Genomic DNA, 19,407 nt, shown 5'->3' on the forward strand with positions numbered 1-19,407 from the left:
GAACCCTGATCGGGCTTCGCCTGCCCGACCGAGGAGAGAGCACACCCCCTGAGGGTCCGGTGCGAGCTGCGCTCGGGCCGAGTCCCATCCCGTGGCCCGGCCGCGCTCGATCCGGAAGAATCCTGCATCACCGTTCTAGACAGCTCTTCGCTTCCCTACTGATTCAACGCCGGGCAACACCCCCGAGTGCCCGGAAATCTCCACGATTTTTACTTTTCCGGCAAACACCGGATTCGCGGCTTTTGTCGGTGGTGGCGTCTAGCATGGAAGAGTACGAGGGTCGGGGCTTGTGACAGGAGGGAGGTGGACGGGGTGGCTGGGCAGAGGGCGTCAGGGGTACGGCCGAAAGCGATGCAGGATTTCCCCTCGGCGTGCGACCGGGCCGCGCGATGCCGTGCAGTACGTGAGCTCCGGGTGGATCGGATCAGAGTGATGCAGAATCCTTCCGCATCGAACGCGGCCGGCCTGCGGGATTCTGCCGCGAGATCTGGGATCGAGGCCGATCACACCAAGGCGATGCACGATTCAGCAGCAAGCCGGGCGGAGCGAACCGGGGCGATGCAGAATTCCACCGCAGGCACGACCGGAGCACCGACCTCCACGCGGATCGAGGACTGGGATGGCGGGATCACAGCGATGCAGAATCCTTCCGCATCGAGCACGGCCGGACCACGGGACAGGACCCGGCCCGAGCGCAGCTCGCACCGGACCCCCAGGGGGTGAGCTCTCTCCTCGGTCGGGCAGGCGAAGCCCGATCAGGGTTCTGCCGGGAGGTCAAGCGGCGCGATGCAAGATCGAGCATCAACCCAGGCCACCGCCGCTTGAGCTCCCGGCAGGTTCCTGATTGCCTCCGGGGACCGACCGAGGAGAGAGCACACACCCGCAACCCGACCACCCCCAACGTCAGCCCGCCCCACCAACGCCAGCACCCCACAGACCCCGGCAATCTCTCCGAGGGAAGGCCCTCGCCGGAGGCGAGATCTTGAAACCCCAGCCCACCCCGCCAAAGCAACGGGTGGGCGGGCGGTCATACAAACAGGGCGACGCGAAGCGGCCGCCCACACCCTGACCCGACACGTCATCCCACGCTCCACCAGCGCTCAGCCGATCATCAAATCGCGCTAGAGCTACTGCCTAGGGCTTCAGCCAGGTCAGCGCGGCGACGACGAGCGCCTCCACGCCGGTGCCGAGGGTGGGCTCGATCAGCGGCGCGAACTCGGGCGAGTGGTTGGCCGGGAGGGAGTCGAGCCGGCCGGCGGCGAGGGCGTTGAACACAAGGTCCGGCTCGAGGCCGCCCCAGAACCAGAACACCGTCGGCACGCCGAGGCTCTCGCCGAACACTCCGACGTCCTCGCTCGCGGTCACCAGCGGCATCGGGTACAGCCGCTGCGGGCCGAAGTGCTCGGTGAACGCGGCGAGCGTCTTCGCGGTCGCGTCCGGGTCGCTGATCAGCGCGGGGGCGCTGGCGGACCACTCGATCGCGGGTTCGCGGACGGCTCCGCCGGCGGCCGACTCGGCCCGCACGATGCGCTCGATCGCGGCGCGGATCAGGTCCCTGGTCTGCGGCGAGTAAGACCTGGTGTTGATACCGAGCTCGGCGGTGTCCGGGATGATGTTGTCCTTCGTGCCCGCGTGCAGCCGACCGACCGTCACCACAGCGGCCTCGGCCGGGGGCACCTCGCGCGCCACGATGGCCTGCAAGCGGGTGACGACGCTGGCGGCCATCAGCACCGGGTCGATCGCGGCCTCCGGGCGCGAGCCGTGGCCGCCCCTGCCGAACAGGGTGACCTTCGCCGAGTCCGACGCGGCCATGAGCGGGCCGCTGCCGTGGCCGATGAAGCCGGCGGGCAGCGGGGCGACGTGCTGGCCGAGCACGATCTCGGGCTTCGGGAAGCGTTCGAACAGGCCGTCCTCGACCATGCCGCGGGCACCGGTGGCCAGTTCCTCGGCGGGCTGGAAGACCACCAGCAGTGTGCCGTGCCACGCATCCCGGGCCGCGGCCAGCAGAGTCGCCGCACCGACCAGTGCGGCGGCGTGCAGTCGTGGCCGCAGGCGTGCATGACGGGCACGTCGTTGCCGTCGTGGTCGACGCCGCGTGCGGTGCTCGCATACGACAGCCCGGTCTTCTCCTGCACCGGCAGCGCGTCGAAGTCGGCCCGGAGCATGACCACCGGGCTGTCCCCGTTGTGCAGCACGCCGACCACGCCGGTGACGCCGACCTGCTCGGCCACCTCGTCGAACCCGGCGGCCCGCAGCCGCTCGGCGAGCAGCGCGGCCGACCGGGTCTCCTGCAGCGAGAGCTCAGGGTTCTGATGGAGATCTCGGTAGAGCTCGGCCAGGTCCGCTCGGATCCGCTCGAGTCCCGCGGTCACCGTCTGCGCCATGCCCGGCCTCCTTCGTCGACGTGCTCCGCTCAGACGCCGATGGCCTGCAGCGACACCCACAACACCACGGTGGCGCCGATCAAGGTGACCGGCACCGCGATGAGGCCTAGACGGGTGAAGCGGCCGAGTTCGACCGGGATGTCGTGGGTGCCCAGCACGCGGCGCCACAGCAGGGTGGCGAGCGAGCCGACGTAGGTCAGGTTCGGCCCCAGGTTGACCCCGAGCAGCACGGCCAGCACCGCGGCCGGACCGACCTCCCCGGCCACCGGCAGCAGGATGAGCACGGCCGGCAGATTGTTGACGACGTTCGCCAGCACCGCCCCGGCCACGGCGTACGCGAACAGCGCGGCGAACTCGGTGTCCTTCGGCATCAGGTCGTGCACCGCGGTGCCGAGACCGTTGACCGTGACCGCCTTGACCACGACACCGAGCGCGAGCACGAACAGGCAGAACAACGGCGCGGCGGCCACGACCAGCTCGCGCGGGGTCGAGCGCCGCTGCGCCAGCGCCCGGACGCCGAGCACGATCACGCCGCCGAGCGCCGCCCAGGCCGGGTTGATCCCGGCCAGCGAGGTCACCGCGAAGCCGATCAGCGTGGCGATCACCACGACCAGCGTGAACACCGGCGTGCCGACCGGCTTCTGCGGGCCGGACGGGGTCGCCTCAGCGGACAGGTCCTCCGCGAAGAACCGACGGAAGATCAGATACTCGAGCCCGATCGAGACCAGCCAGGGCAGGGCCATCAGCGCGGCGAACCGACTGAAGGTCAGACCGCTCGCGGCGAACGCGAGCAGGTTCGTCAGGTTGGAGACCGGCAGCAGCAGCGACGCCGAGTTGGACAGGTGCGCGCAGGCGTAGACATGGGGTTCGCGGCGCACCCCGACCCGCCCGGACGTGACCAGCACCACCGGCGTGAGCAGCACCACGGTCGCGTCCAGGCTGAGCACCGCCGTGGTCAGCGAGGCGACCACGAACACCGCCGTGAGCAGCCGCTTCGGGCTGACCCGGCCGCCCTCGGCGCCACCGACGTGGGCGAGCCGCGCCATCGCCGCGCCGGCCGCCGCGAACAGCCCCTCGTCCGCGCACAGCTGGGCGAGCACGAGCACCGCGGCGAGGAACCCGACGGTCGGCGCCAGCGCGGACAGCTCCGAGGCGGCCTGGCCCGGGGAGACCGCGCCGCAGGCGATGAGGATCACGGCGGCGGGCACGGCGGCGGCCGCCTCGGGCCACCCACGCGGCCGCAGCACCGCGAAAGCGAGCACCGCGATCAGCAGGACGACGGAGATGGTCTCGGCCACCGGTGGGCTCAGCTGCTCGGCGTCGAAAGGTCGCTGCTCACACGCTGATCATCTCATCCAACCCCTGCCGAACCGGGCAGGACGGCGCCGCTTGGGCTAAGCCTTCGTCCCGGTGACGAGCCGTTCGCGGTCGAACAGCCGGGACACCAGCCGCCACGCGCCGACGTCGATCACCAGCAGCACCGCGCCCAGGGCGAGGGCCAGGCCGACCGTCGGCTGGATGACGCCGAAGCCCATGAGCGAGGCGATCGCGAGCGGCGGCAGGCTGACCAGGGAGCCGAGCTGCTGGGCCACCCGCACGTCGCCCACCTTCGTCGAGATCGCGATGGCGGCCCAGATCGACCAGCCCGCCAGCAGCGGGGTGAACAGCGCCTGCGGCAGGATCCGGGAGACCTGGAACACGTCGGTGACCACGTTCTGATGGGCGAACAGGCCCACCGCGGCGAGGAAGATCCCGAACATCGTGTAGGCGATCGCGATCGTCGGGACGAACACGGCGAGCGCCTTGCCGAGCAGGAACTCCTCCTTGCGCACCGGCGAGGTGAGCACGGGTTCGAGCGTGCCCTGCTCCCGCTCCCCCACCACCGAGTGCGCGGCCACCGTCGCCGGTACCAGCGCCGGGATCAGCAGCAGGTAGAGCAGGGCCACGCCGATCAGGTCGTCCAGCTTGGACGCGGGCACGTCGGCGCCGAGTTTGAAGATGTCGATGATCGGCAGCACGATGAAGACCAGGGGCAGCACGCCCATGGTGGACACGACGAAGCGGTTGCGCCGGTAGTCGCGCATCTCCTTGACCGCGATCGCGCGGATCCGGGTCCGACTGAGCGTCATCATCGCGACAGTGCCTCCACATCGGTGTCGATCAGCTGGAGGTAGACGTCCTCGAGGGAGTGTCGCGAGGGGGTGAGCGCCAGCAGGTCCGCTCCCGCCTCGATCACGGCGCGGGCGGCGGCCGGCGCGGCCTGGTCCGGATCGGCGACTGCGAGCAGGTAGCCGCCTTCACCCGTTCGCCAGCTCTCGACCCCGGGCACGGCGCCGAAGACGCGGTCGGGCTCGGCCAGCGGCTCGCGCAGGCGCACCTCGAGGCTCTTGGCGAAGAGCTGATCGCGCAGCTCGGCGGGCCTGCCGATGAGCCGCAGGGTCGTGTTCATGATGGCCACCCGGTCGCAGAGCCGTTCCGCCTCGGCCAGCCGATGGGTGGTCAGGAAGATGGTCACCCCGCGGCCGCGCAGGGTCTCGATCAGCTCGTGCACCTCGCGCGCGGCGACCGGGTCGAGGCCGGAGGTGGGCTCGTCCAGGAACAGCACCTGAGGGTCGCTCAGCAGCGCGCGGGCCAGCCCGACCCGCTGGCGCAGGCCCTTGGACAGGCTGCGGCACACGTCGTCGGCGCGCTCGAGCAGGTTCACCGCCCGCAGCGCCCGCTCGATCCGGCCGCGGCGGTCGTCGAGCTCGTACAGGCCGGCGAAGAACTCCAGGTTCTCGGCCACGCTCAGGCGCAGGTAGAGGCCGGGCGCCTCGGGCATGACGGCGATCCGGCGGCGGATCTCCAGCTCGTTGGCCGGGCTCAGCTCGAGCCCGGCGACGGCCGCTCGCCCGGACGTCGGGGCGAGCAGGGTGGCGAGGGTGCGCACGGTGGTGGTCTTGCCGGCGCCGTTGGGGCCGAGGAAGCCGAACACCTCGCCGTGCTCGACGGCGAAGGTGACGTTCTCGAACGCGGTGCGGGGGCCGAAGCGCTTGGTCAGGCCGTCGACGGAGATCGCCGGGCCGGACGAGGCGAGGGCCGGGGAAGTGCCGCTCTGACTCACGATTAAAGTGATATCACTTTACCCTGGGCGGGTCAACGTCCTCCGCAGGCTCCGACTCGGACTCCGACGCGGGCTTCGGCGGCCGCCCCCGGCGCGGCAGTCCGCCCACGTTGGAGGGCAGCCGGCCGGCGTCGGCCAGGGCGCGCCGCAGCACCAGCTCGATCTGGGCCGTGGTGCTGCGCAGCTCGTCGCCGGCCCATCGGGCCAGCGCGTCGTGTACGGACGGATCGAGGCGCAGCAGGATGTTCTTGCGCTCAGCCACCGGCCTCCCCAAGCTTCTCCTCGAGCCCGGCCTTCTCCTCGAGCTCGAAGATGCCGTAGCCGAACGGCTCGGTCCGGGCGACTCCGCCCTCGACCACGACCCCGCGCGCGATGAGCGGCGTGCGTACGGGCAGGTCAGGCAGGTCGAAACGCTCGGGGCGGGCGCTCGGGTTGAGGATGACGACGTACCGCTCGCCGCGCACGTACACGCCCGGGTAGCCGTCGTGCACCATCCGCACGGTCCCGCCCGTCGCGAGCTCGGGACGCGCCTTACGCAGCCGGATCAGCGCCTTGACCTGGTTCAGCAGCGAATCCGGGTCCTGCTGCTCGGCGTGCACCGTCGGGCGGTCCGGCGCGGGGTCGATCGGCAGGTACAGCCGGTCGGCGGGCGCGGTGGAGAAGCCCGCGCTCCCGCCGGCTCCGCCGCCCTCAGCCCACTGCATCGGCGTCCTCGAGCCCTGGCGCGCCTCCGTGTTCAGCTGGCTGCCTTCCTTGTCCGGCAGGCCGGGGATGTAGCGCATGCCGATCTCGTCGCCGTAGTAGATCACCGGCAGCGTCGGCCAGGTCAGCAGGAAGGCGAAGGCGGGCGCGACCATCGCGCGGGTGCGGGTGCCGCAGGTCAGCCGGGAGAAGTCGTGATTGGCCGTCGGCAGGGCCGCGTGGCCGTTCCCGTCGATCGCCTCGTCGGCCTCCAGCCACGCCGCCAGGAACTCCGTCAGCGCGCCCCCGCCCTCGGGCGCGAAGTAGCACGGTTCCGTCCCCCAGTTCGGGGCATGGCTGCCCTGCGCGTTGCCCCACAGCGATCGCAGCGGACGGCCGACGAAGTGCAGGAAGAAGTCAGCGTGGAAGCCGGCCGGGACCGAGGTCTTCGGGTCGCCCCACTCGGAGATCAGGACCTTGTCGGGGTACGCCTCGTCCATCCAGGCGCGCATCTCACCCCACAGGGCCGCCGTGGCGGCCCGGCCCGGATCGTCCTCGACCAGCGAGGCCGCCATGTCGACCCGGAAGCCGGCCACCCCGCGGTCGAACCAGTAGGCCATGATCTCGCGCAGCGCCGCCCGGTTCGCCCGCGGGCCCGGCGCGTCGACCGGCTGCCGCCACGGCTCGGCCTGGTCCATCCGCGCGTAGCCGAAGTTCAGCGCGGGCTGGACGGCGTAGAAGTTCGGCAGGAAGTAGCCCGGCCGCGCGCCCGGCGAGGCGACCCAGCGCTCGTCCGGCGGCTCGGCGGTCTCGGCCCAGACGTACCGGTCCCCGCCGCCCGCGCCGGGCGGGGTGTTCGCGCTCGCCCGGAACCACGGATGCTGATCCGAGGTGTGCCCGGCCACCAGGTCGAGCAAGATCCTGATCCCGCGCTCGCCGGCGTCGCGCACGAGCTCGACCAGGTCCTGCTCGGTGCCGTAGCGCGGGGCGACGGCCTGATAGTCCGACACGTCGTACCCGGCGTCGAAGAACGGCGAGGCGAACAGCGGACTGAGCCACAGGGTGTTGACACCCAGGTCACTCAGATAGTCCAGTCGGCCGCGGATCCCCGGCAGGTCGCCGATCCCGTCGCCGTTCGAGTCCGCGAAGGACTGCGGATAGATCTGATAGAGCACCGCGTCTGCCAGCCAAGCCGGCGGGGAGGTCAGGAGCGCCACAACCACTTAGGCTAGCTGGCATGAGCGAGCTTGCGAGCGAATCATCGAACACAGTGCCTTCGCGAATGCGCCTACCGAGCGCCAGCGAGGTGGAGTCATGAGCGAAACCCTGCGTACTGTCTCCGTCGAACGTCTCGGATCGGGGCGGTACGCCGCCGTCAACGAACGCGGCGGACGGATGGAGTTCGGGTCCGGCGAGGGCACCGAGTTCACCCCGGTCGAGCTGCTGCTGGCCGCCATCGGCGGGTGCACGGCCATCGACGCCGACGTCGCGACCACCCGCCACTCCGAGCCGCTGCGCTTCGACGTGGTGGTGCAGGGCGACAAGATCAGCGACGAGCAGGGCCACCGGATGGAGAACCTCTCCGTCACCTTCCACGTGGAGTTCCCCGCCGACGAGGAGGGCGACAAGGCCCGGGCCATCCTGCCGCGCGCGGTCAAGCTCTCGCACGACCGGCTGTGCACGGTCAGCCGCACCGTGGAAATCGGCACGCCGGTGCGCAGCACCATCGCCGATTCCGCCGAGTAGCCGTCAGGTCACCCACCGCGCCGATGTCAGGCTGACATCGGCTTCGTCAGCCACGTCAGCGCGGTGTCAGAGGTAGACGGCACAGTAGCCGTCATGACGATACACAACGGATCCGGGGAGCTCGCGATCCAGGTCGAGGGCCTGGTGAAGCGGTTCGGCGAGCAGACCGCGGTGGACCACATCGACCTCGCCGTGCCCGCGGGCTCGGTGTTCGGGCTGCTCGGACCCAACGGAGCGGGCAAGACCACGATCGTGCGCATGCTGGCCACGCTGCTGCGGCCGGACGGGGGCACGGCCCGGGTGGCCGGCCTGGACGTGGTCGCGCACGGCCAGGCCGTGCGCCGGGTGATCGGCCTGACCGGCCAGTTCGCCGCGGTGGACGAGTCGCTCAGCGGCTACGAGAACATCTACATGATCGGCCGGCTGCTGGACCTGCCGGCCAAGCAGGCCAAGGCCCGGGCGCTGGAGCTGCTCGAGACCTTCGGCCTGGACGAGGACGCCAAGAAGGTGGCCAAGCAGTACTCCGGCGGCATGCGCCGCCGGCTCGACCTGGCCGCGTCGCTGGTGGGCCGGCCCAAGGTGCTGTTCCTGGACGAGCCGACCACCGGCCTGGACCCGGCCCGGCGCAACGACCTGTGGGAGATCGTGCGCGACCTGTCCTCCACCGGCACCACCGTGCTGCTGACCACGCAGTACATGGAGGAGGCCGAGGCGCTGGCCGAGGACATCGCGGTGATGGACCGCGGCCGGTTCATCGCGCGCGGCACCGCGGACGAGCTGAAGGTGACCATCGCCGGCCGCAGCATCCGGCTGCGCCCGGTGGTCGCGGCCGACCTGCCCGCGCTGCGCGAGGTGCTGACCGACGTGCTCGGCCTGGTGGAGGAGACCGCGCCGGGCACCGTCGGCGGCCCGGTGGTCGAGGACGACCAGGTGGCCCGGCTGCTCAAGGCCGTGGCCGCGGCGGACATCGCCATCGCCGACGTCAGTACCGTGACGGCCTCGCTGGACGAGGTGTTCCTGGCGCTTACCGAGACCGAGAAGAAGAAGAAGGAGGAGGCCCGATGACCGCGATGAGCACCCTGGCTCCGGCGAACCTGAGCCAGCGCACCGGAGTGCGCGACACCCTGCGCCACACCGGCGCGCTGATCCGCCGGAACCTGCTCTCGACGAAGGCGACGCCGGAGGAGCTGCTCGACGTCACCTTCTTCCCCATCATCATGACTATTATGTTCACCTACGTATTCGGCGGTGGACTCAAGAGCAGCGTCGCGGGCGGGAACTACATCGAGTACCTGATCCCCGGCATCTTCGTGCAGATGCTCTCGTTCGGCTCGATCGGCGTGGGCATCAAGCTCAACTCCGACTTCGACAAGGGCCTGATGGACCGGTTCCGGTCGCTGCCGATCGCGCGGGTCTCCGTGCTCACCGCGCACCTGGTCTCCAGCGTGCTGCGGCTGCTGCTGGCCAGCCTGATCACCCTGACCGTGGCCTTCGCCCTCGGCTTCCGGGTGCACACCGGCCTGCTCGAGTTCCTCGGCGGCATCCTGCTGCTGCTCGCCCTCGGCTTCGGCGTGTCCTGGCTCGCCCTGTACGTCGGCACCGTCGTGCGCAGCCCGCAGGCGGTCCAGGGCGTGCTGCAGATCGCGCTGTTCCCGCTGATGTTCTGCTCGTCCATCTTCGCCTCGGTCAGCACCATGCCGGGCTGGCTGCAGGCCTTCGCCAAGGTCAACCCGCTGACGACGGCCGCGGACGCGGCCAGGGCCCTGATGGTCGGCGGCCCCGCGTTCCCGGTGGGCAACGAGGTGTGGATCACCCTGGTCTGGGCGCTGGGGATGAGCGTGGTCTTCGCCCCGCTCGGCCTGCGCGCCTACAACCGTCACATCTGAGCGGGCTGATCGGTCTGCCCGCCGCCGGAGGTACCCGGCTTCGGCACCCCCAGCTTGACCCAGTCGTCGCCGACCTCGCCCTCGTGTTCGAAGACCTCCTTGCAGGCCTCGATCACGTGGGCCGGGTCGGTCGCGGCGCCCTCGGCGAAGGCGGCCTCGTACGCCTCGACGCCGATCTCGGCCTGCACGCCCACGGTGGTGCGGGCCAGATCCGGGGTGGCCGAGAGCGGCAGCCGCTGACCGCGCACCGCGGTGTGCAGGCCGTGCAGCCAGGCGGCCGTGCGCGGCTCGCCCCGGGCGAGCTCGACCGCGGCCTTCAGCTCCACCGCGGCGGCCACGTCCGGCCGGTCGTAGTGGAAGCCGATGGCGTGGCCGAAGGCTTCGTCGGCCAGCCGGCCGGCCGTCTCGACGTCCCCGCGGGCCAGCGCGATCCAGGCCTGCTGGCTGCGCAGCAGCGCGAGCATCGGGCCGACGAAGGCCTGCCCGGCCGCGATGACGACCTCGTCCAGCCAGTACTGGGCCTCGTCCAGGTTCCCGCGCAACCGCGCCCGGACCGAGCGGGCGGTGAGCAGATAGAGGTTGGCCCGGCCCTCCGGGTGCTCCTCGGTGAGCTCGCCGGCACGTTCGAGCGCGGCGTCGGCCTCGGCCTGCTCGCCCAGGCTGTTGTGCTCGTTGGCCGCCATGACCAGCAGCACCACCTGGTCGGTGATCGCGCCGAGGGTCCGGGCCGCGGGCAGCACCGTCTCGATCGCGGCCAGCGCTCCGCGGTGGTCGCCGCGCTGGCTGAGCAGCATCACCTGGGTCTGGCCGCAGTTGGCGATCCCCCACTGGTCGCCCAGCCGCTCGAACACCTCCAGCGCCTGCGCGGTCAGCTGCTCCGCGGCCTCGGGATCGTCCATCCGCACCTTGCCGAAGAACATCCGCACGGCGGCCAGGCCCCACTCGTCCCCGCTGCGCTCGAGCTGCTCGAGCTGCCGGATGAAGGCCTCCTCGGCCGAGGCGGGGTCGGAGAACATCGCGGCGACGACCTCGACCAGGGCCGAGAGCGGGTCACGCCAGCCGATTCTGCGCCCCAGCTCCAAGGTGTCGCGCAGCCGCACGGCCGCCTCGATCGGCGGAGTCCCCCGCTCGAACGAGTAGAGGGCGTCGAAGGTCCGGATCCGCATGAACTCGGCGCCGGGCGGCAGCTGCCGGCGCTCGGCCAGGGCGAGCACGTCCGGCGTGCGGCCGCGGTCGAGCTGCTTGCCGCGGATCATGCCGTACCAGCTCACGCCGTAGCACAGCCGCAGCGCCGCCTCGGCGTCCTCGCTCTGCACGGCCCAGTCCAGCGCGGCCCGCAGATTGTCCTCTGCGTCGTCGAGACGGGCGATCCAGCGGGCCTGCTCGGCGCCGCGCAGCTCTCCGTCCGCCCGCACCGCCAGATCGGCGAAGTAGCGGGCGTGCCGGGTGCGCAGCTCGTCCAGCCCGCCGCGCTCGGCGAGGCGTTCGAGGGCGTATTCCCGGATCGTCTCGAGCAGCCGGTAGCGCATGCCGCCGTCCCCGCCCGGGGTGCGCACGGTCTCGGCCAGCACCAGGGACTTGGACACGAGCCGGTCCATCCGGTCCAGTACGTCGACGGCGTCCAGACCGGCGACGCCCTCCAGGTCCGCCAAGACCGCTCCGCCCGCGAAGACCCCGCAGACCGCGAGCAGGTCGCGCTCGGCGGCGTCCAGCAGATCCCAGCTCCAGTCGACCACGGCGCGCAGCGTCTGCTGCCGGGGCAGCGCGGTGCGGGCGCCGGTGGTCAGCAGCCGGAAGCGGTCGTCGAGCCGGTCGGCCACCTGACGGGGCGTGAGCACGTTGAACCGCGCGGCGGCGAGCTCGAGGGCGAGCGGGATCCCGTCCAGGCGGCGGCAGATCTCGGCCAGCGCCGCGCCGGACGCGCCGTCCGCGCCGAGCTCCGGGCGCACCGCCCGGCCGCGCTCGAGCAGCAGCTGCATCGCCGAGTAGCCGGACAGCCGGTCCGCGGCGGAGTCGCTCGGCGGCACCTCCAGCGGCGCCACCGGCAGCCGGTGCTCCCCCGGCACGCCGAGCGGCTCGCGGCTGGTGGCCAGGATCGTCACCCGCGGGCAGGAGGCGAGGATGGACTCGGCCAGCCCGGCCGCGGCGTCGATCACGTGCTCGCAGTTGTCCAGCACCAGCAGCGCGGCCCGGTCGCCGAGCGCGTCGACCAGCCGGGCCCGGTCGTCCCGGTTCTCGGCCCGCCGGGCCCGCTCGGTGAGCACCGTCTCGCGCCCGCCGACGGCCGCGAACACCTCGGCGTCCACAGCCTGTGCGGTGACCGGCGCGAGCTCGGCGATGTGCACCGCGCCGTGGGTGGAGGCGACCGCCTTGGCCAGGGACGTCTTCCCGGAGCCGCCCGCGCCGGTGAGCGTGAGCAGCCGGGTGCGGCCGAGCCGGTCGTGGATCTCGGAGAGCACCGCCTCCCGGCCGATCAACCGGTGCGGGACGGACACCCGTGCGCGCGGGACACCCGCGAGGGCGGGGGCGGCGGAGGGAGCCGGCGGGGGCTGCGGGGCGCGGGCCGCGAGCACGCCCAGGCGCCCGCACTCGGTCTCGATCACCCGGGTCAGTCCGGCCAGGTCGGGTACGTCGGCGAACTCGGCCAGCGGCTCGGGGCCGGCCAGCGCCAGGGCTTCGCGCGCGGCGGCCGGAGTGCCGAGCTCGGCCAGCCGCTCGAAGCGGGAGAGGTCCACCAGGGCCGGGTCGACGTCGAGCAGGTAGCCGGTGGGCCGGGAGAGCACCGCCTCCGGGCCGAGCACCCGGCGCAGCCGGGATATCAGCGCCTGCAGCGCGTTGGCGCTGGGCGGCTCGCCGTTCCACAGCTGGTCGGCGAGGTATTCGGCCCGGCGCACCTGGCCGGGCGCGATGGCCAGCAGGACGAGTAGGGCGCGCAGCCGCGAACCGGCCACCTCTACGGCGCCCCCGTCGCGGCACACCGTCACGCCGCGCAGCACCGACACGTCTGTGACTCGACCCATGCAGCCATTGTCGCCTATGGCGAGGCCGCGCGGGGAAGCGGTTATCCGGCGCGCGAGGTCGCGAGGTCGCGGGGCCGCGGGGCCGCGGGGCCGCGGGGCCGCGGGGCCGCGGGGCCGCGGGGCCGCCGAGTTTTAGCGGCGGCCCTGCGCCGGGATCGCGTCCGAGGCGAGCTCCGCCTCGGCGGCCTCCTCCTCGGCCCGGAAGTCGGTGTCCAGCTTCGTCAGGTGCTTGCCCATGTTGCGGCAGAGCAGCCAGACCGCCACGCCCAGGATGCACACGATGATGAACCCGAGCAGGCCCGGGGAGACCTGGTTGGGGTCGAGGTTGAGGGCCAGACCCATCGGAGCGGCTCCTGTCGGTAGCGGCGGATCATCCGGACGAATCAGCCGGACAATGAGGCAGTGTAGGCAATGCAGTCCGCGTACCTCGGCAGCAGCCCCGACTCCAGCGCATCGGCCAAGCTCGGAGCCGCGTCGTCCTTGGCGGAGAGGATCGGGGTCTCGGTGGGCCAGTCGATGCCGAGGTCCGGGTCCAGCGGGTGGATGCCGTGCTCGCCGCTCGGGTTGTAGGTCTCCGAGACGCAGTAGTGCAGCGTCGCGTCGTCGGTCAGCGAGACGAAGCCGTGCCCGAGGCCCTCGGAGACGTAGACCGAGCGCCGGTCCACGTCGTCGAGCTGCACGAACTCCCAGGCGCCGAAGCTCTCCGAGCCGACCCGCAGGTCCACGATGACGTCGAGCACCGCGCCGCGGACGCAGGAGACGTACTTGGCCTGGGACGGCGGGACGTCGGCGAAGTGGATGCCGCGCAGCACGTCCTTCGCCGAGACCGAGAGGTTGCCCTGGGCCAGCCGCATCGGGTGCCCGACCGCCGCGGCGAGCTCGTCGTGCCGGTACCACTCCATGAACAGGCCGCGCGGGTCGCCGTACTGGACCGGGAGGATCTCCCAGGCGCCCTCGATGGACAGCGGCGTGATCTTCACTTACGACTCCTCTTTGCCTTCGGCGTCCAGCAGGTTCAGCAGGTAACGCCCGTATCCGCTCTTGAGCAGCGGCTGTGCCAACTCGCGCAGCGAGTCGTCGCTCAGGAAGCCGTTGCGCCAGGCGACCTCCTCGACGCAGCCGATCTTCAGTCCCTGGCGCTCTTCGATGACCCGGACGTACTCCGAGGCCTGCACCATCGAGACGAAGGTGCCGGTGTCCAGCCACGCGGTGCCGCGGTCGAGCACGGTCACGTTGAGCTGGCCGGCCTGGAGGTAGTGGTCGTTGACGGCCGTGATCTCGAGTTCCCCGCGCGCGCTCGGCTTGAGGTCGCGCGCGATCTCGATCACCTTGTTGTCGTAGAAGTACAGGCCGGGCACCGCGAACCGGGACTTGGGCCTGGCCGGCTTCTCCTCGATGGAGACGGCGCGCCCGGAGGCGTCGAACTCGACGACGCCGTACTCCGTCGGATTGGCCACCTGGTAGGCGAAGACGCGGCCGCCCTCGATCGAGGCGTTGTCGCGCAGCTGCCGTCCCAGCCCGACGCCGTGGAAGATGTTGTCGCCCAGCACCAGCGCGACCGTGTCCGAGCCGATGAAGTCGGCCCCCAGCACGAATGCCTGCGCCAGCCCCTCCGGCCGCGGCTGGACCGTGTACTCCAGGTTTATGCCGAATTGCGAGCCGTCGCCGAGCAGGCGCCGGAACGCCTCCTGGTCCTCCGGCGTGGTGATGATCAGGATGTCCCGGATCCCCGCCATCACGAGCGTGGAGAGCGGGTAGTAGATCATCGGCTTGTCGAAGACCGGCATCAGCTGCTTCGAGATGGCTTTGGTGATGGGCCACAGACGCGACCCGGTGCCGCCGGCAAGGATGATTCCGCGCATGAAGCCAGAGTCTAGTCGGACGCGCAGGGGTCGGCTCAGCGCCGGGACGTCATCGTCGCCGCCGACGGATCACCCCCGGCATCCGGCAGAATCTCGGCATGGCTCGTCGCGCTCACCCACACCGTCCCGGCCGAGACGAAGGTCCGGCGACCCCGAAAGCTGACGATGCGTGTCCGTGTTGCTCCGGACGGGCGTACGGAGAATGCTGCGCTCCGCTGCACGAGGGACGAGCGGCGGCACCGACCGCAGAAGCGTTGATGCGTTCGAGGTACAGCGCGTTTGCCGTAGGCGACGTCGCGTACCTCGAACGGAGCTGGCACTCGAGCACCCGCCCCCGCCACCTCGAACTCGACCGCGCGACGCGCTGGACCCGGCTGGAGATCCTCGGCACCACCGGCGGCGGAGCGTTCCACACCGAGGGCACGGTCGAGTTCCGCGCGCACTACCGCGAGCGCGGCGGCGCGGAGCAGAGCATGCAGGAGAACAGCTCTTTCGTCCGTGAGGACGGAGCCTGGGTGTATCTGTCAGCCCTCTGAGAGGACATCAGTGCCCTTACCCCGGTACTGCGCGCCCTCAGGGATGAAGCGGGCTGCGACGTGGCCGGTGAGGCCGTCCGCGACGCCGCGGAAGGCGGCCGGGGCATGGGTGCGGCGTTCGGGTTCGAACAGCAGGATGAAGGCGATCCAACGGGCCAGGAACAGCGCGTTCACCCCGGCCCAAACCGGCTTGTGGCGCAGGTGCTCGCGGATCAGCAGAATGCCGTTGCGCACGGTCCAGTAGTGGCGCCATGCGGCATGGTGGCCGACCTTCACGCTCTTGCCGAGGAACCGGTGCACCTGCACCTCGCCGATCGAGTGCGGCATCTCCAGCGCCATGTCGCGCACGATGCGCACGCCGTTCCGCTTGGCGCGCAGGCAGAACTCGACGTCCACGTAGTCGACGAAGAAGTCCTCGCGGAAACCCCCGGGCACCTTCGCCAGGCTCTCCCGGCGGATCAGCATGCCGGAGGTGATCACCACGTCGCGGTCGTCGAACTGCTTGTGCCGGCCGGCCAGGGTCTCGTACCGGCGGCCGGAGAGCGCGTCGACCGGGCTCGGCCCGACGATGCCGACGGTCGGGTCGTCCAGGTCCTTGGCCAGGCCCTCGATCAGGCCGTCCGGGATCACCGAGTCCTGATCCAGCAGCAGCACGGCCTCGGCCTTCTCCGGCAGCATGGCCAGGCCGCGGTTGAGCGCGGCGGCGAGGCCCAGGTTGCTGCCGTCGCCGAGGACGGTGACGCGCGGGTCGTCGAGGTCCGGCAGCTTGGCCGGTGCGTCGCCCTCGGCGCGCGGGGTGTTGTCGACGACGATGACGGACTCGCACGCGGCCAGCGCGGAGCGGACCACGCCCGAGAGCAGCTCGTCCGGGTGGTAGGCCGTCACGATCGCGGTGATGCGCATGGCGCTCAGCCTAGTGGGCCCGCGTATTCGGCCCCGGCCGGCAGACGCTTGCGCGAGACGCGGCCGGTGAGCCCGTGCGCGAGGCCTTGGAGCACGGCGGGGACACTCGCCCGGCGCCGGTCGTCGAACAGCGCCGTGACCACCAGCCAACGCGCCATGAACAGCGCGTTCGTCACGACGAAGGACCGCTCCTCGGCGAACTCGCGGCTGAGCACGACGCCGTTGCGCGCGATCCAGTAGTGCCGCCAGGCCGGGTAGTGCACCACCCGCACGTTCAGCGGGCCGAGGCGGTGGTCCCGCCCGGAGCCGAGGGAGTGCGGCAGCACCAGCGCGGCGTCGCGCACAACGCGGCTGCCACTGCGGCGTACCCGCAGGCAGAAGTCCGAGTCCACGCAGTCGACGAAGAACTCCTCGCGGAACCGCGGCACGGCTTCCAGGCACGAGCGGCGCACCAGCATGCCGGAGGTGATGATGCTCGGACGGTCGTCGAGGGTCTCGTGCCGGTCCGCGCCGCGCTCGTAGCGCCCGCCGGTCTCGGCGTCCACGGGCGTGGGCCCGACCACGCCGATCGCCGGGTCGTCCAAGTGCGCGGCGAGGCCGGCGACGAGCTCGGCCGGCAGGACGGAGTCCTGGTCGAGGAAGAGCACCGCCTCGGCGTCTAGCGGGAGCTGGTCCAGGCCCACGTTCAGGGCGCCGGCCAGGCCCCGGTTGTGACCGCTGCGCAGCACCCGCACCCGCGGGTCGTCGAGCTTGTCCGCCAGCGACGGCGCGTCGCCCGGGGTGTTGTCGGCCACGATCACCGTCGCGCAGCTGGTCAGCGCGGCTTCGACCACGGCGGCGAGGCGCTCGTCGGGGTGGTAGGCGGTGACGATCGCGGCGAGGACGAGAGGCCGATCGGGCGTCACGCGGCATCCCCGGGCGACTCGGCGTCCCGCACGCCCGGCGGGAAGGCGCCGTTGGGCAGGTAGCCGAGCGAGTAGCGGCCGGTCAGGCCGTCGAGCACGCCCCGGGTGAGCGCGGTGACCTGCGCGCCGCGTCGAGGACCCCAGCAGGCGACGGAGATGAACTTGCGGCCGAGGAAGATGCCCATCGAGCCGAAGGCGAGCGGCCTCCGCCTCAGGTAGTCGCGCACGAACTGCACACCGTTGCGCGCGATCCAGTAGTGCCGCCACGGCGGGTAGTGGATGACGCGGACGCGCCACGGCCCGAGACCGTGCTCGCGGCGGTCGCCCATCGAGTGCGGCAGTTGCAGCGTGTAGTCCTGCACGATGCGGAACCCCGCGTCGTGCACGTCGATGCAGAAGGTCATGTCCACGAAGTCGTTGAACAGGTCGGCCCGGAAGGGCACCCGGTCGACGCACTCGCGGCGCACCAGCATCCCGGAGGTGATCACGACCGGCCGGTCCTCGACGGTCTTGCCCTCGGTGCCGAAGCTGTAGGCGCCGCCGTGCTCGGCGTCCCACGGGGTGGGCGCGGCGATACCGATGGCCGGGTCGGACTCGAGGTGCCGGGCCAGCCCGGCCACGAGGCCAGCCGGGAGCACCGAGTCCTGGTCCATGAGCAGCACGGCCTCGGCGTCCGCGGGCAGTTCGCGCGCGGCCAGGTTGAGCGCGCCGCCGAGGCCGAGGTTGCGTCCGATCGGGAGCACGGTGACGCGCGGATCGTCGAGCTTCGAGGCGAGGCTGGAAGAGTCGGCCGGGGTGTTGTCCGCCACCACCACCGCCGCGCAGTCCTCGAGCGCGGAGTCCACCACGGCGACCAGGCGATCATCCGGATGGTAGGCCGTCAGCACCGCGACGATCTTCATCTCTGGGTACTCCTATGGGCTACGGGCACCGCCCGAGCGTATCGGCTCGGCCCCGGGCTGCGCTAATATCACCAGGTCATGCGCCGCGTCCTGGACCTCCTGCGCCGGCCCACCGCATTCCTCGCCGTGGGCCTGATCGTCTCGGCGTTCTCCGGATCGGTGTTCCTGCTGATCCTGAACCTGGCGCTGACCGCCACCGACGTCACCGCGCTCAACGGCCTCAACGTGCTGCTCGCGGCGATCAGCACCGGCATCATGGCCGGGATCGAGCAGGAGATGGTGCGCGCGGTCAGCCGCGCGATCGCCCGCGGCCTCTCCCCGGCCCCGGTCATCCGGCGGCAGGTCAAGCAGGCCGGCTGGTTCGTCGGCGGCACCCTGGCGCTGTGCCTGGCGCTCGCACCGCTGCTGGTGGACCACTGGCTGGGCGACAGCTGGATCCTCTACGCCGAGCTGATGCTCGGCCTGGCCGGCGCGATGGTCTCGTTCCAGGTGCGCGGCACGCTCTCGGGCCGGCAGGACTTCCACGTCTTCTCGATCACGCTGCTGGTGGAGTCCTTCACCCGGCTGATCCCGAGCCTGGCGCTGCTGGCCCTCGGCTGTCACGCCGCCTGGGCCTACGGCTTCTTCTTCGCGCTCGGCCCGGTGCTCTCCGCACTCGTCGGGATCGTGCTGCCCCGGCTGTGGGTGCGACCGCACCTGGCGCACCCGGCTCCCGCGAGCGGCGCGCAGCCGGCGGAAGAGGAGGGCAGCGGCCGGGCCGCGGCCAACCTGGGCCTGCTGACCAGCGCGACCCTCGCCTCGCAGCTGCTGCTCAACGCCGTGCCGCTGCTCGTGGAGGCGTTTTACCAGCACGCGAGCGACCACCTGGTGCAGAACCAGACCGCCGGAATCCTCTCGGCGGTGGGCCTGGCCCGGCTGGGCATCGTGGCGCTGCTGCCGATCCAGACCCCGCTGCTGCCGAAACTGACCTCGGCCGCGGAGCGGGGCGAGTTCGCCGAGGTCCGTCGGCGGACGCTGGTGCTCACGGCCGTGTGCGCGGGGCTCGGCCTGGCCGCGGTGCTGGTGTCGGCGACGTTGGGCCCCTGGGCGATGCGCGACATCCTGCACGCGAAGGCGGCCCTGCCTAGCTGGTTCCTCGCCGCCTTCTCCGCGGGCACCATGTTCATGATGATCGGGTTCATCCTGCAGGCCGGGCTGATCGCGCTCAACCGCCACCTGAGCGTGATGATCGGCTGGACGGTCGGCGTCGCCGTGACCGTGCCGGTCTTCGCGGTCTCCAACGCCGGCGACATCCTGCACGTCACCGCCGCGGGCGCGCTGATCGGCCCGCTGGCCGCCGCGCTGTTCCTGGCGATCGACCTGTGGTGGACCATGCGCCGCCGCGCCGCGGCGCAGGGCACGCGCTCCGCGGCGGACCCGGCCTCGGCCACGGCGCTCGCCGCCCGGTCCCAGGTCTAGCGTCCCCGGGAGGGCGGCGAG

17 protein-coding genes and 1 pseudogene are annotated in these 19,407 nt (G+C 71.7%); 5 read left to right on the top strand and 13 right to left on the bottom strand.

Annotated features, from left to right (window positions below; translation table 11 throughout):
- Positions 1–1,134 precede the first annotated feature (1,134 nt).
- The 6 genes and pseudogenes from ACTRO_RS20990 to ACTRO_RS21015 all read right to left on the bottom strand — a co-directional run bounded on the left by ACTRO_RS20990 (position 1,135) and on the right by ACTRO_RS21015 (position 7,376).
- Positions 1,135–2,384, bottom strand: a pseudogene (locus ACTRO_RS20990) (amidohydrolase).
- A 29-nt stretch (positions 2,385–2,413) separates the two neighbouring features.
- The gene (locus ACTRO_RS20995; protein WP_034265478.1) at positions 2,414–3,694 is read right to left on the bottom strand and encodes an SLC13 family permease; all 1,281 of its coding nucleotides are present in this window, start codon (positions 3,692–3,694) and stop codon (positions 2,414–2,416) included.
- Positions 3,695–3,778: 84 nt separating this feature from the next.
- Positions 3,779–4,516, bottom strand: a complete 738-nt coding sequence (locus ACTRO_RS21000; protein WP_084316432.1) for an ABC transporter permease — start codon at positions 4,514–4,516, stop codon at positions 3,779–3,781.
- A complete protein-coding gene (locus tag ACTRO_RS21005) occupies positions 4,513–5,487 on the bottom strand; it encodes an ABC transporter ATP-binding protein (protein WP_211244366.1) in 975 nt (324 codons plus the stop codon). Before ACTRO_RS21005 ends, ACTRO_RS21000 begins: the two co-directional genes overlap by 4 nt.
- Positions 5,488–5,500: 13 nt before the next feature.
- Entirely contained in the window at positions 5,501–5,749 is a 249-nt protein-coding gene (locus ACTRO_RS21010) for a type II toxin-antitoxin system antitoxin (protein ID WP_034265484.1), read from the bottom strand.
- Positions 5,742–7,376 (bottom strand): alpha-amylase family glycosyl hydrolase, encoded by a 1,635-nt coding sequence (locus ACTRO_RS21015; RefSeq protein WP_034275940.1) that lies wholly within the window; start codon positions 7,374–7,376, stop codon positions 5,742–5,744. Before ACTRO_RS21015 ends, ACTRO_RS21010 begins: the two co-directional genes overlap by 8 nt.
- A 106-nt stretch (positions 7,377–7,482) precedes the next feature.
- Here ACTRO_RS21015 and ACTRO_RS21020 point away from each other — a divergent pair, with 106 nt between their 5' ends.
- The 3 genes from ACTRO_RS21020 to ACTRO_RS21030 all read left to right on the top strand — a co-directional run bounded on the left by ACTRO_RS21020 (position 7,483) and on the right by ACTRO_RS21030 (position 9,800).
- Complete coding sequence (locus ACTRO_RS21020) at positions 7,483–7,914, top strand: OsmC family protein (protein ID WP_034265486.1); 432 nt, start codon at positions 7,483–7,485, stop codon at positions 7,912–7,914.
- Between the two features lie 93 nt (positions 7,915–8,007).
- Positions 8,008–8,979 carry a daunorubicin resistance protein DrrA family ABC transporter ATP-binding protein gene (locus ACTRO_RS21025; protein WP_034265490.1) on the top strand — a complete coding sequence of 324 codons (972 nt, stop codon included), beginning with the start codon at positions 8,008–8,010 and terminating at the stop codon, positions 8,977–8,979.
- Positions 8,976–9,800, top strand: a complete 825-nt coding sequence (locus ACTRO_RS21030) for an ABC transporter permease (protein ID WP_034265493.1) — start codon at positions 8,976–8,978, stop codon at positions 9,798–9,800. Before ACTRO_RS21025 ends, ACTRO_RS21030 begins: the two co-directional genes overlap by 4 nt.
- Here the strand turns inward: ACTRO_RS21030 and ACTRO_RS21035 are convergent.
- From ACTRO_RS21035 to rfbA, 4 genes are all read right to left on the bottom strand, one after another.
- Positions 9,791–12,820, bottom strand: coding sequence for an ATP-binding protein (locus tag ACTRO_RS21035; protein WP_084316433.1), 3,030 nt, complete (start codon positions 12,818–12,820; stop codon positions 9,791–9,793). The genes ACTRO_RS21030 and ACTRO_RS21035 overlap by 10 nt on opposite strands.
- Before the next feature lie 132 nt (positions 12,821–12,952).
- Positions 12,953–13,162, bottom strand: coding sequence for a hypothetical protein (locus ACTRO_RS43640; protein ID WP_051451149.1), 210 nt, complete (start codon positions 13,160–13,162; stop codon positions 12,953–12,955).
- A gap of 41 nt (positions 13,163–13,203) precedes the next feature.
- Positions 13,204–13,800: a dTDP-4-dehydrorhamnose 3,5-epimerase gene (rfbC, locus tag ACTRO_RS21045; protein WP_034265496.1), complete on the bottom strand. Its 597-nt coding sequence runs from the start codon at positions 13,798–13,800 to the stop codon at positions 13,204–13,206.
- Entirely contained in the window at positions 13,801–14,682 is an 882-nt protein-coding gene (rfbA, locus tag ACTRO_RS21050) for a glucose-1-phosphate thymidylyltransferase RfbA (protein WP_034265498.1), read from the bottom strand.
- Positions 14,683–14,780: 98 nt separating this feature from the next.
- On the opposite strand from rfbA, the gene ACTRO_RS50395 reads away from it, so the two are divergent.
- Positions 14,781–15,218 carry a YchJ family protein gene (locus ACTRO_RS50395; RefSeq protein ID WP_084316434.1) on the top strand — a complete coding sequence of 146 codons (438 nt, stop codon included), beginning with the start codon at positions 14,781–14,783 and terminating at the stop codon, positions 15,216–15,218.
- Here ACTRO_RS50395 and ACTRO_RS21060 read toward each other — a convergent pair.
- The 3 genes from ACTRO_RS21060 to ACTRO_RS21070 are packed head-to-tail and all read right to left on the bottom strand — an operon-like array spanning position 15,207 to position 17,928.
- Positions 15,207–16,121 (bottom strand): glycosyltransferase family 2 protein, encoded by a 915-nt coding sequence (locus ACTRO_RS21060; protein WP_034265502.1) that lies wholly within the window; start codon positions 16,119–16,121, stop codon positions 15,207–15,209. The genes ACTRO_RS50395 and ACTRO_RS21060 overlap by 12 nt on opposite strands.
- 5 nt (positions 16,122–16,126) lie before the next feature.
- Positions 16,127–17,026, bottom strand: coding sequence for a glycosyltransferase (locus ACTRO_RS48210; protein ID WP_034265504.1), 900 nt, complete (start codon positions 17,024–17,026; stop codon positions 16,127–16,129).
- A complete protein-coding gene (locus ACTRO_RS21070; RefSeq protein ID WP_034265507.1) occupies positions 17,023–17,928 on the bottom strand; it encodes a glycosyltransferase in 906 nt (301 codons plus the stop codon). Before ACTRO_RS21070 ends, ACTRO_RS48210 begins: the two co-directional genes overlap by 4 nt.
- Positions 17,929–18,006: 78 nt before the next feature.
- Between ACTRO_RS21070 and ACTRO_RS21075 the strand changes: the two genes are divergently transcribed.
- Positions 18,007–19,386 carry a lipopolysaccharide biosynthesis protein gene (locus ACTRO_RS21075; protein ID WP_034265511.1) on the top strand — a complete coding sequence of 460 codons (1,380 nt, stop codon included), beginning with the start codon at positions 18,007–18,009 and terminating at the stop codon, positions 19,384–19,386.
- Positions 19,387–19,407: the final 21 nt, after the last annotated feature.

It is taken from the genome of Actinospica robiniae DSM 44927, assembly GCF_000504285.1.
Lineage (GTDB): Bacteria > Actinomycetota > Actinomycetes > Streptomycetales > Catenulisporaceae > Actinospica > Actinospica robiniae.

Bases quoted from the DNA above. Each gene is read 5' to 3' on its own strand.
- ACTRO_RS21000 (WP_084316432.1), bottom strand. From the start codon at position 4,516: ATGATGACGCTCAGTCGGACCCGGATCCGCGCGATCGCGGTCAAGGAG.
- ACTRO_RS21020 (WP_034265486.1), top strand. From the start codon at position 7,483: ATGAGCGAAACCCTGCGTACTGTCTCCGTCGAACGTCTCGGATCGGGG.
- ACTRO_RS21025 (WP_034265490.1), top strand. From the start codon at position 8,008: ATGACGATACACAACGGATCCGGGGAGCTCGCGATCCAGGTCGAGGGC.
- ACTRO_RS21030 (WP_034265493.1), top strand. From the start codon at position 8,976: ATGACCGCGATGAGCACCCTGGCTCCGGCGAACCTGAGCCAGCGCACC.
- ACTRO_RS21035 (WP_084316433.1), bottom strand. From the start codon at position 12,820: ATGGGTCGAGTCACAGACGTGTCGGTGCTGCGCGGCGTGACGGTGTGC.
- ACTRO_RS43640 (WP_051451149.1), bottom strand. From the start codon at position 13,162: ATGGGTCTGGCCCTCAACCTCGACCCCAACCAGGTCTCCCCGGGCCTG.
- rfbA (WP_034265498.1), bottom strand. From the start codon at position 14,682: ATGCGCGGAATCATCCTTGCCGGCGGCACCGGGTCGCGTCTGTGGCCC.
- ACTRO_RS50395 (WP_084316434.1), top strand. From the start codon at position 14,781: ATGGCTCGTCGCGCTCACCCACACCGTCCCGGCCGAGACGAAGGTCCG.
- ACTRO_RS21060 (WP_034265502.1), bottom strand. From the start codon at position 16,121: ATGCGCATCACCGCGATCGTGACGGCCTACCACCCGGACGAGCTGCTC.
- ACTRO_RS21070 (WP_034265507.1), bottom strand. From the start codon at position 17,928: ATGAAGATCGTCGCGGTGCTGACGGCCTACCATCCGGATGATCGCCTG.
- ACTRO_RS21075 (WP_034265511.1), top strand. From the start codon at position 18,007: ATGCGCCGCGTCCTGGACCTCCTGCGCCGGCCCACCGCATTCCTCGCC.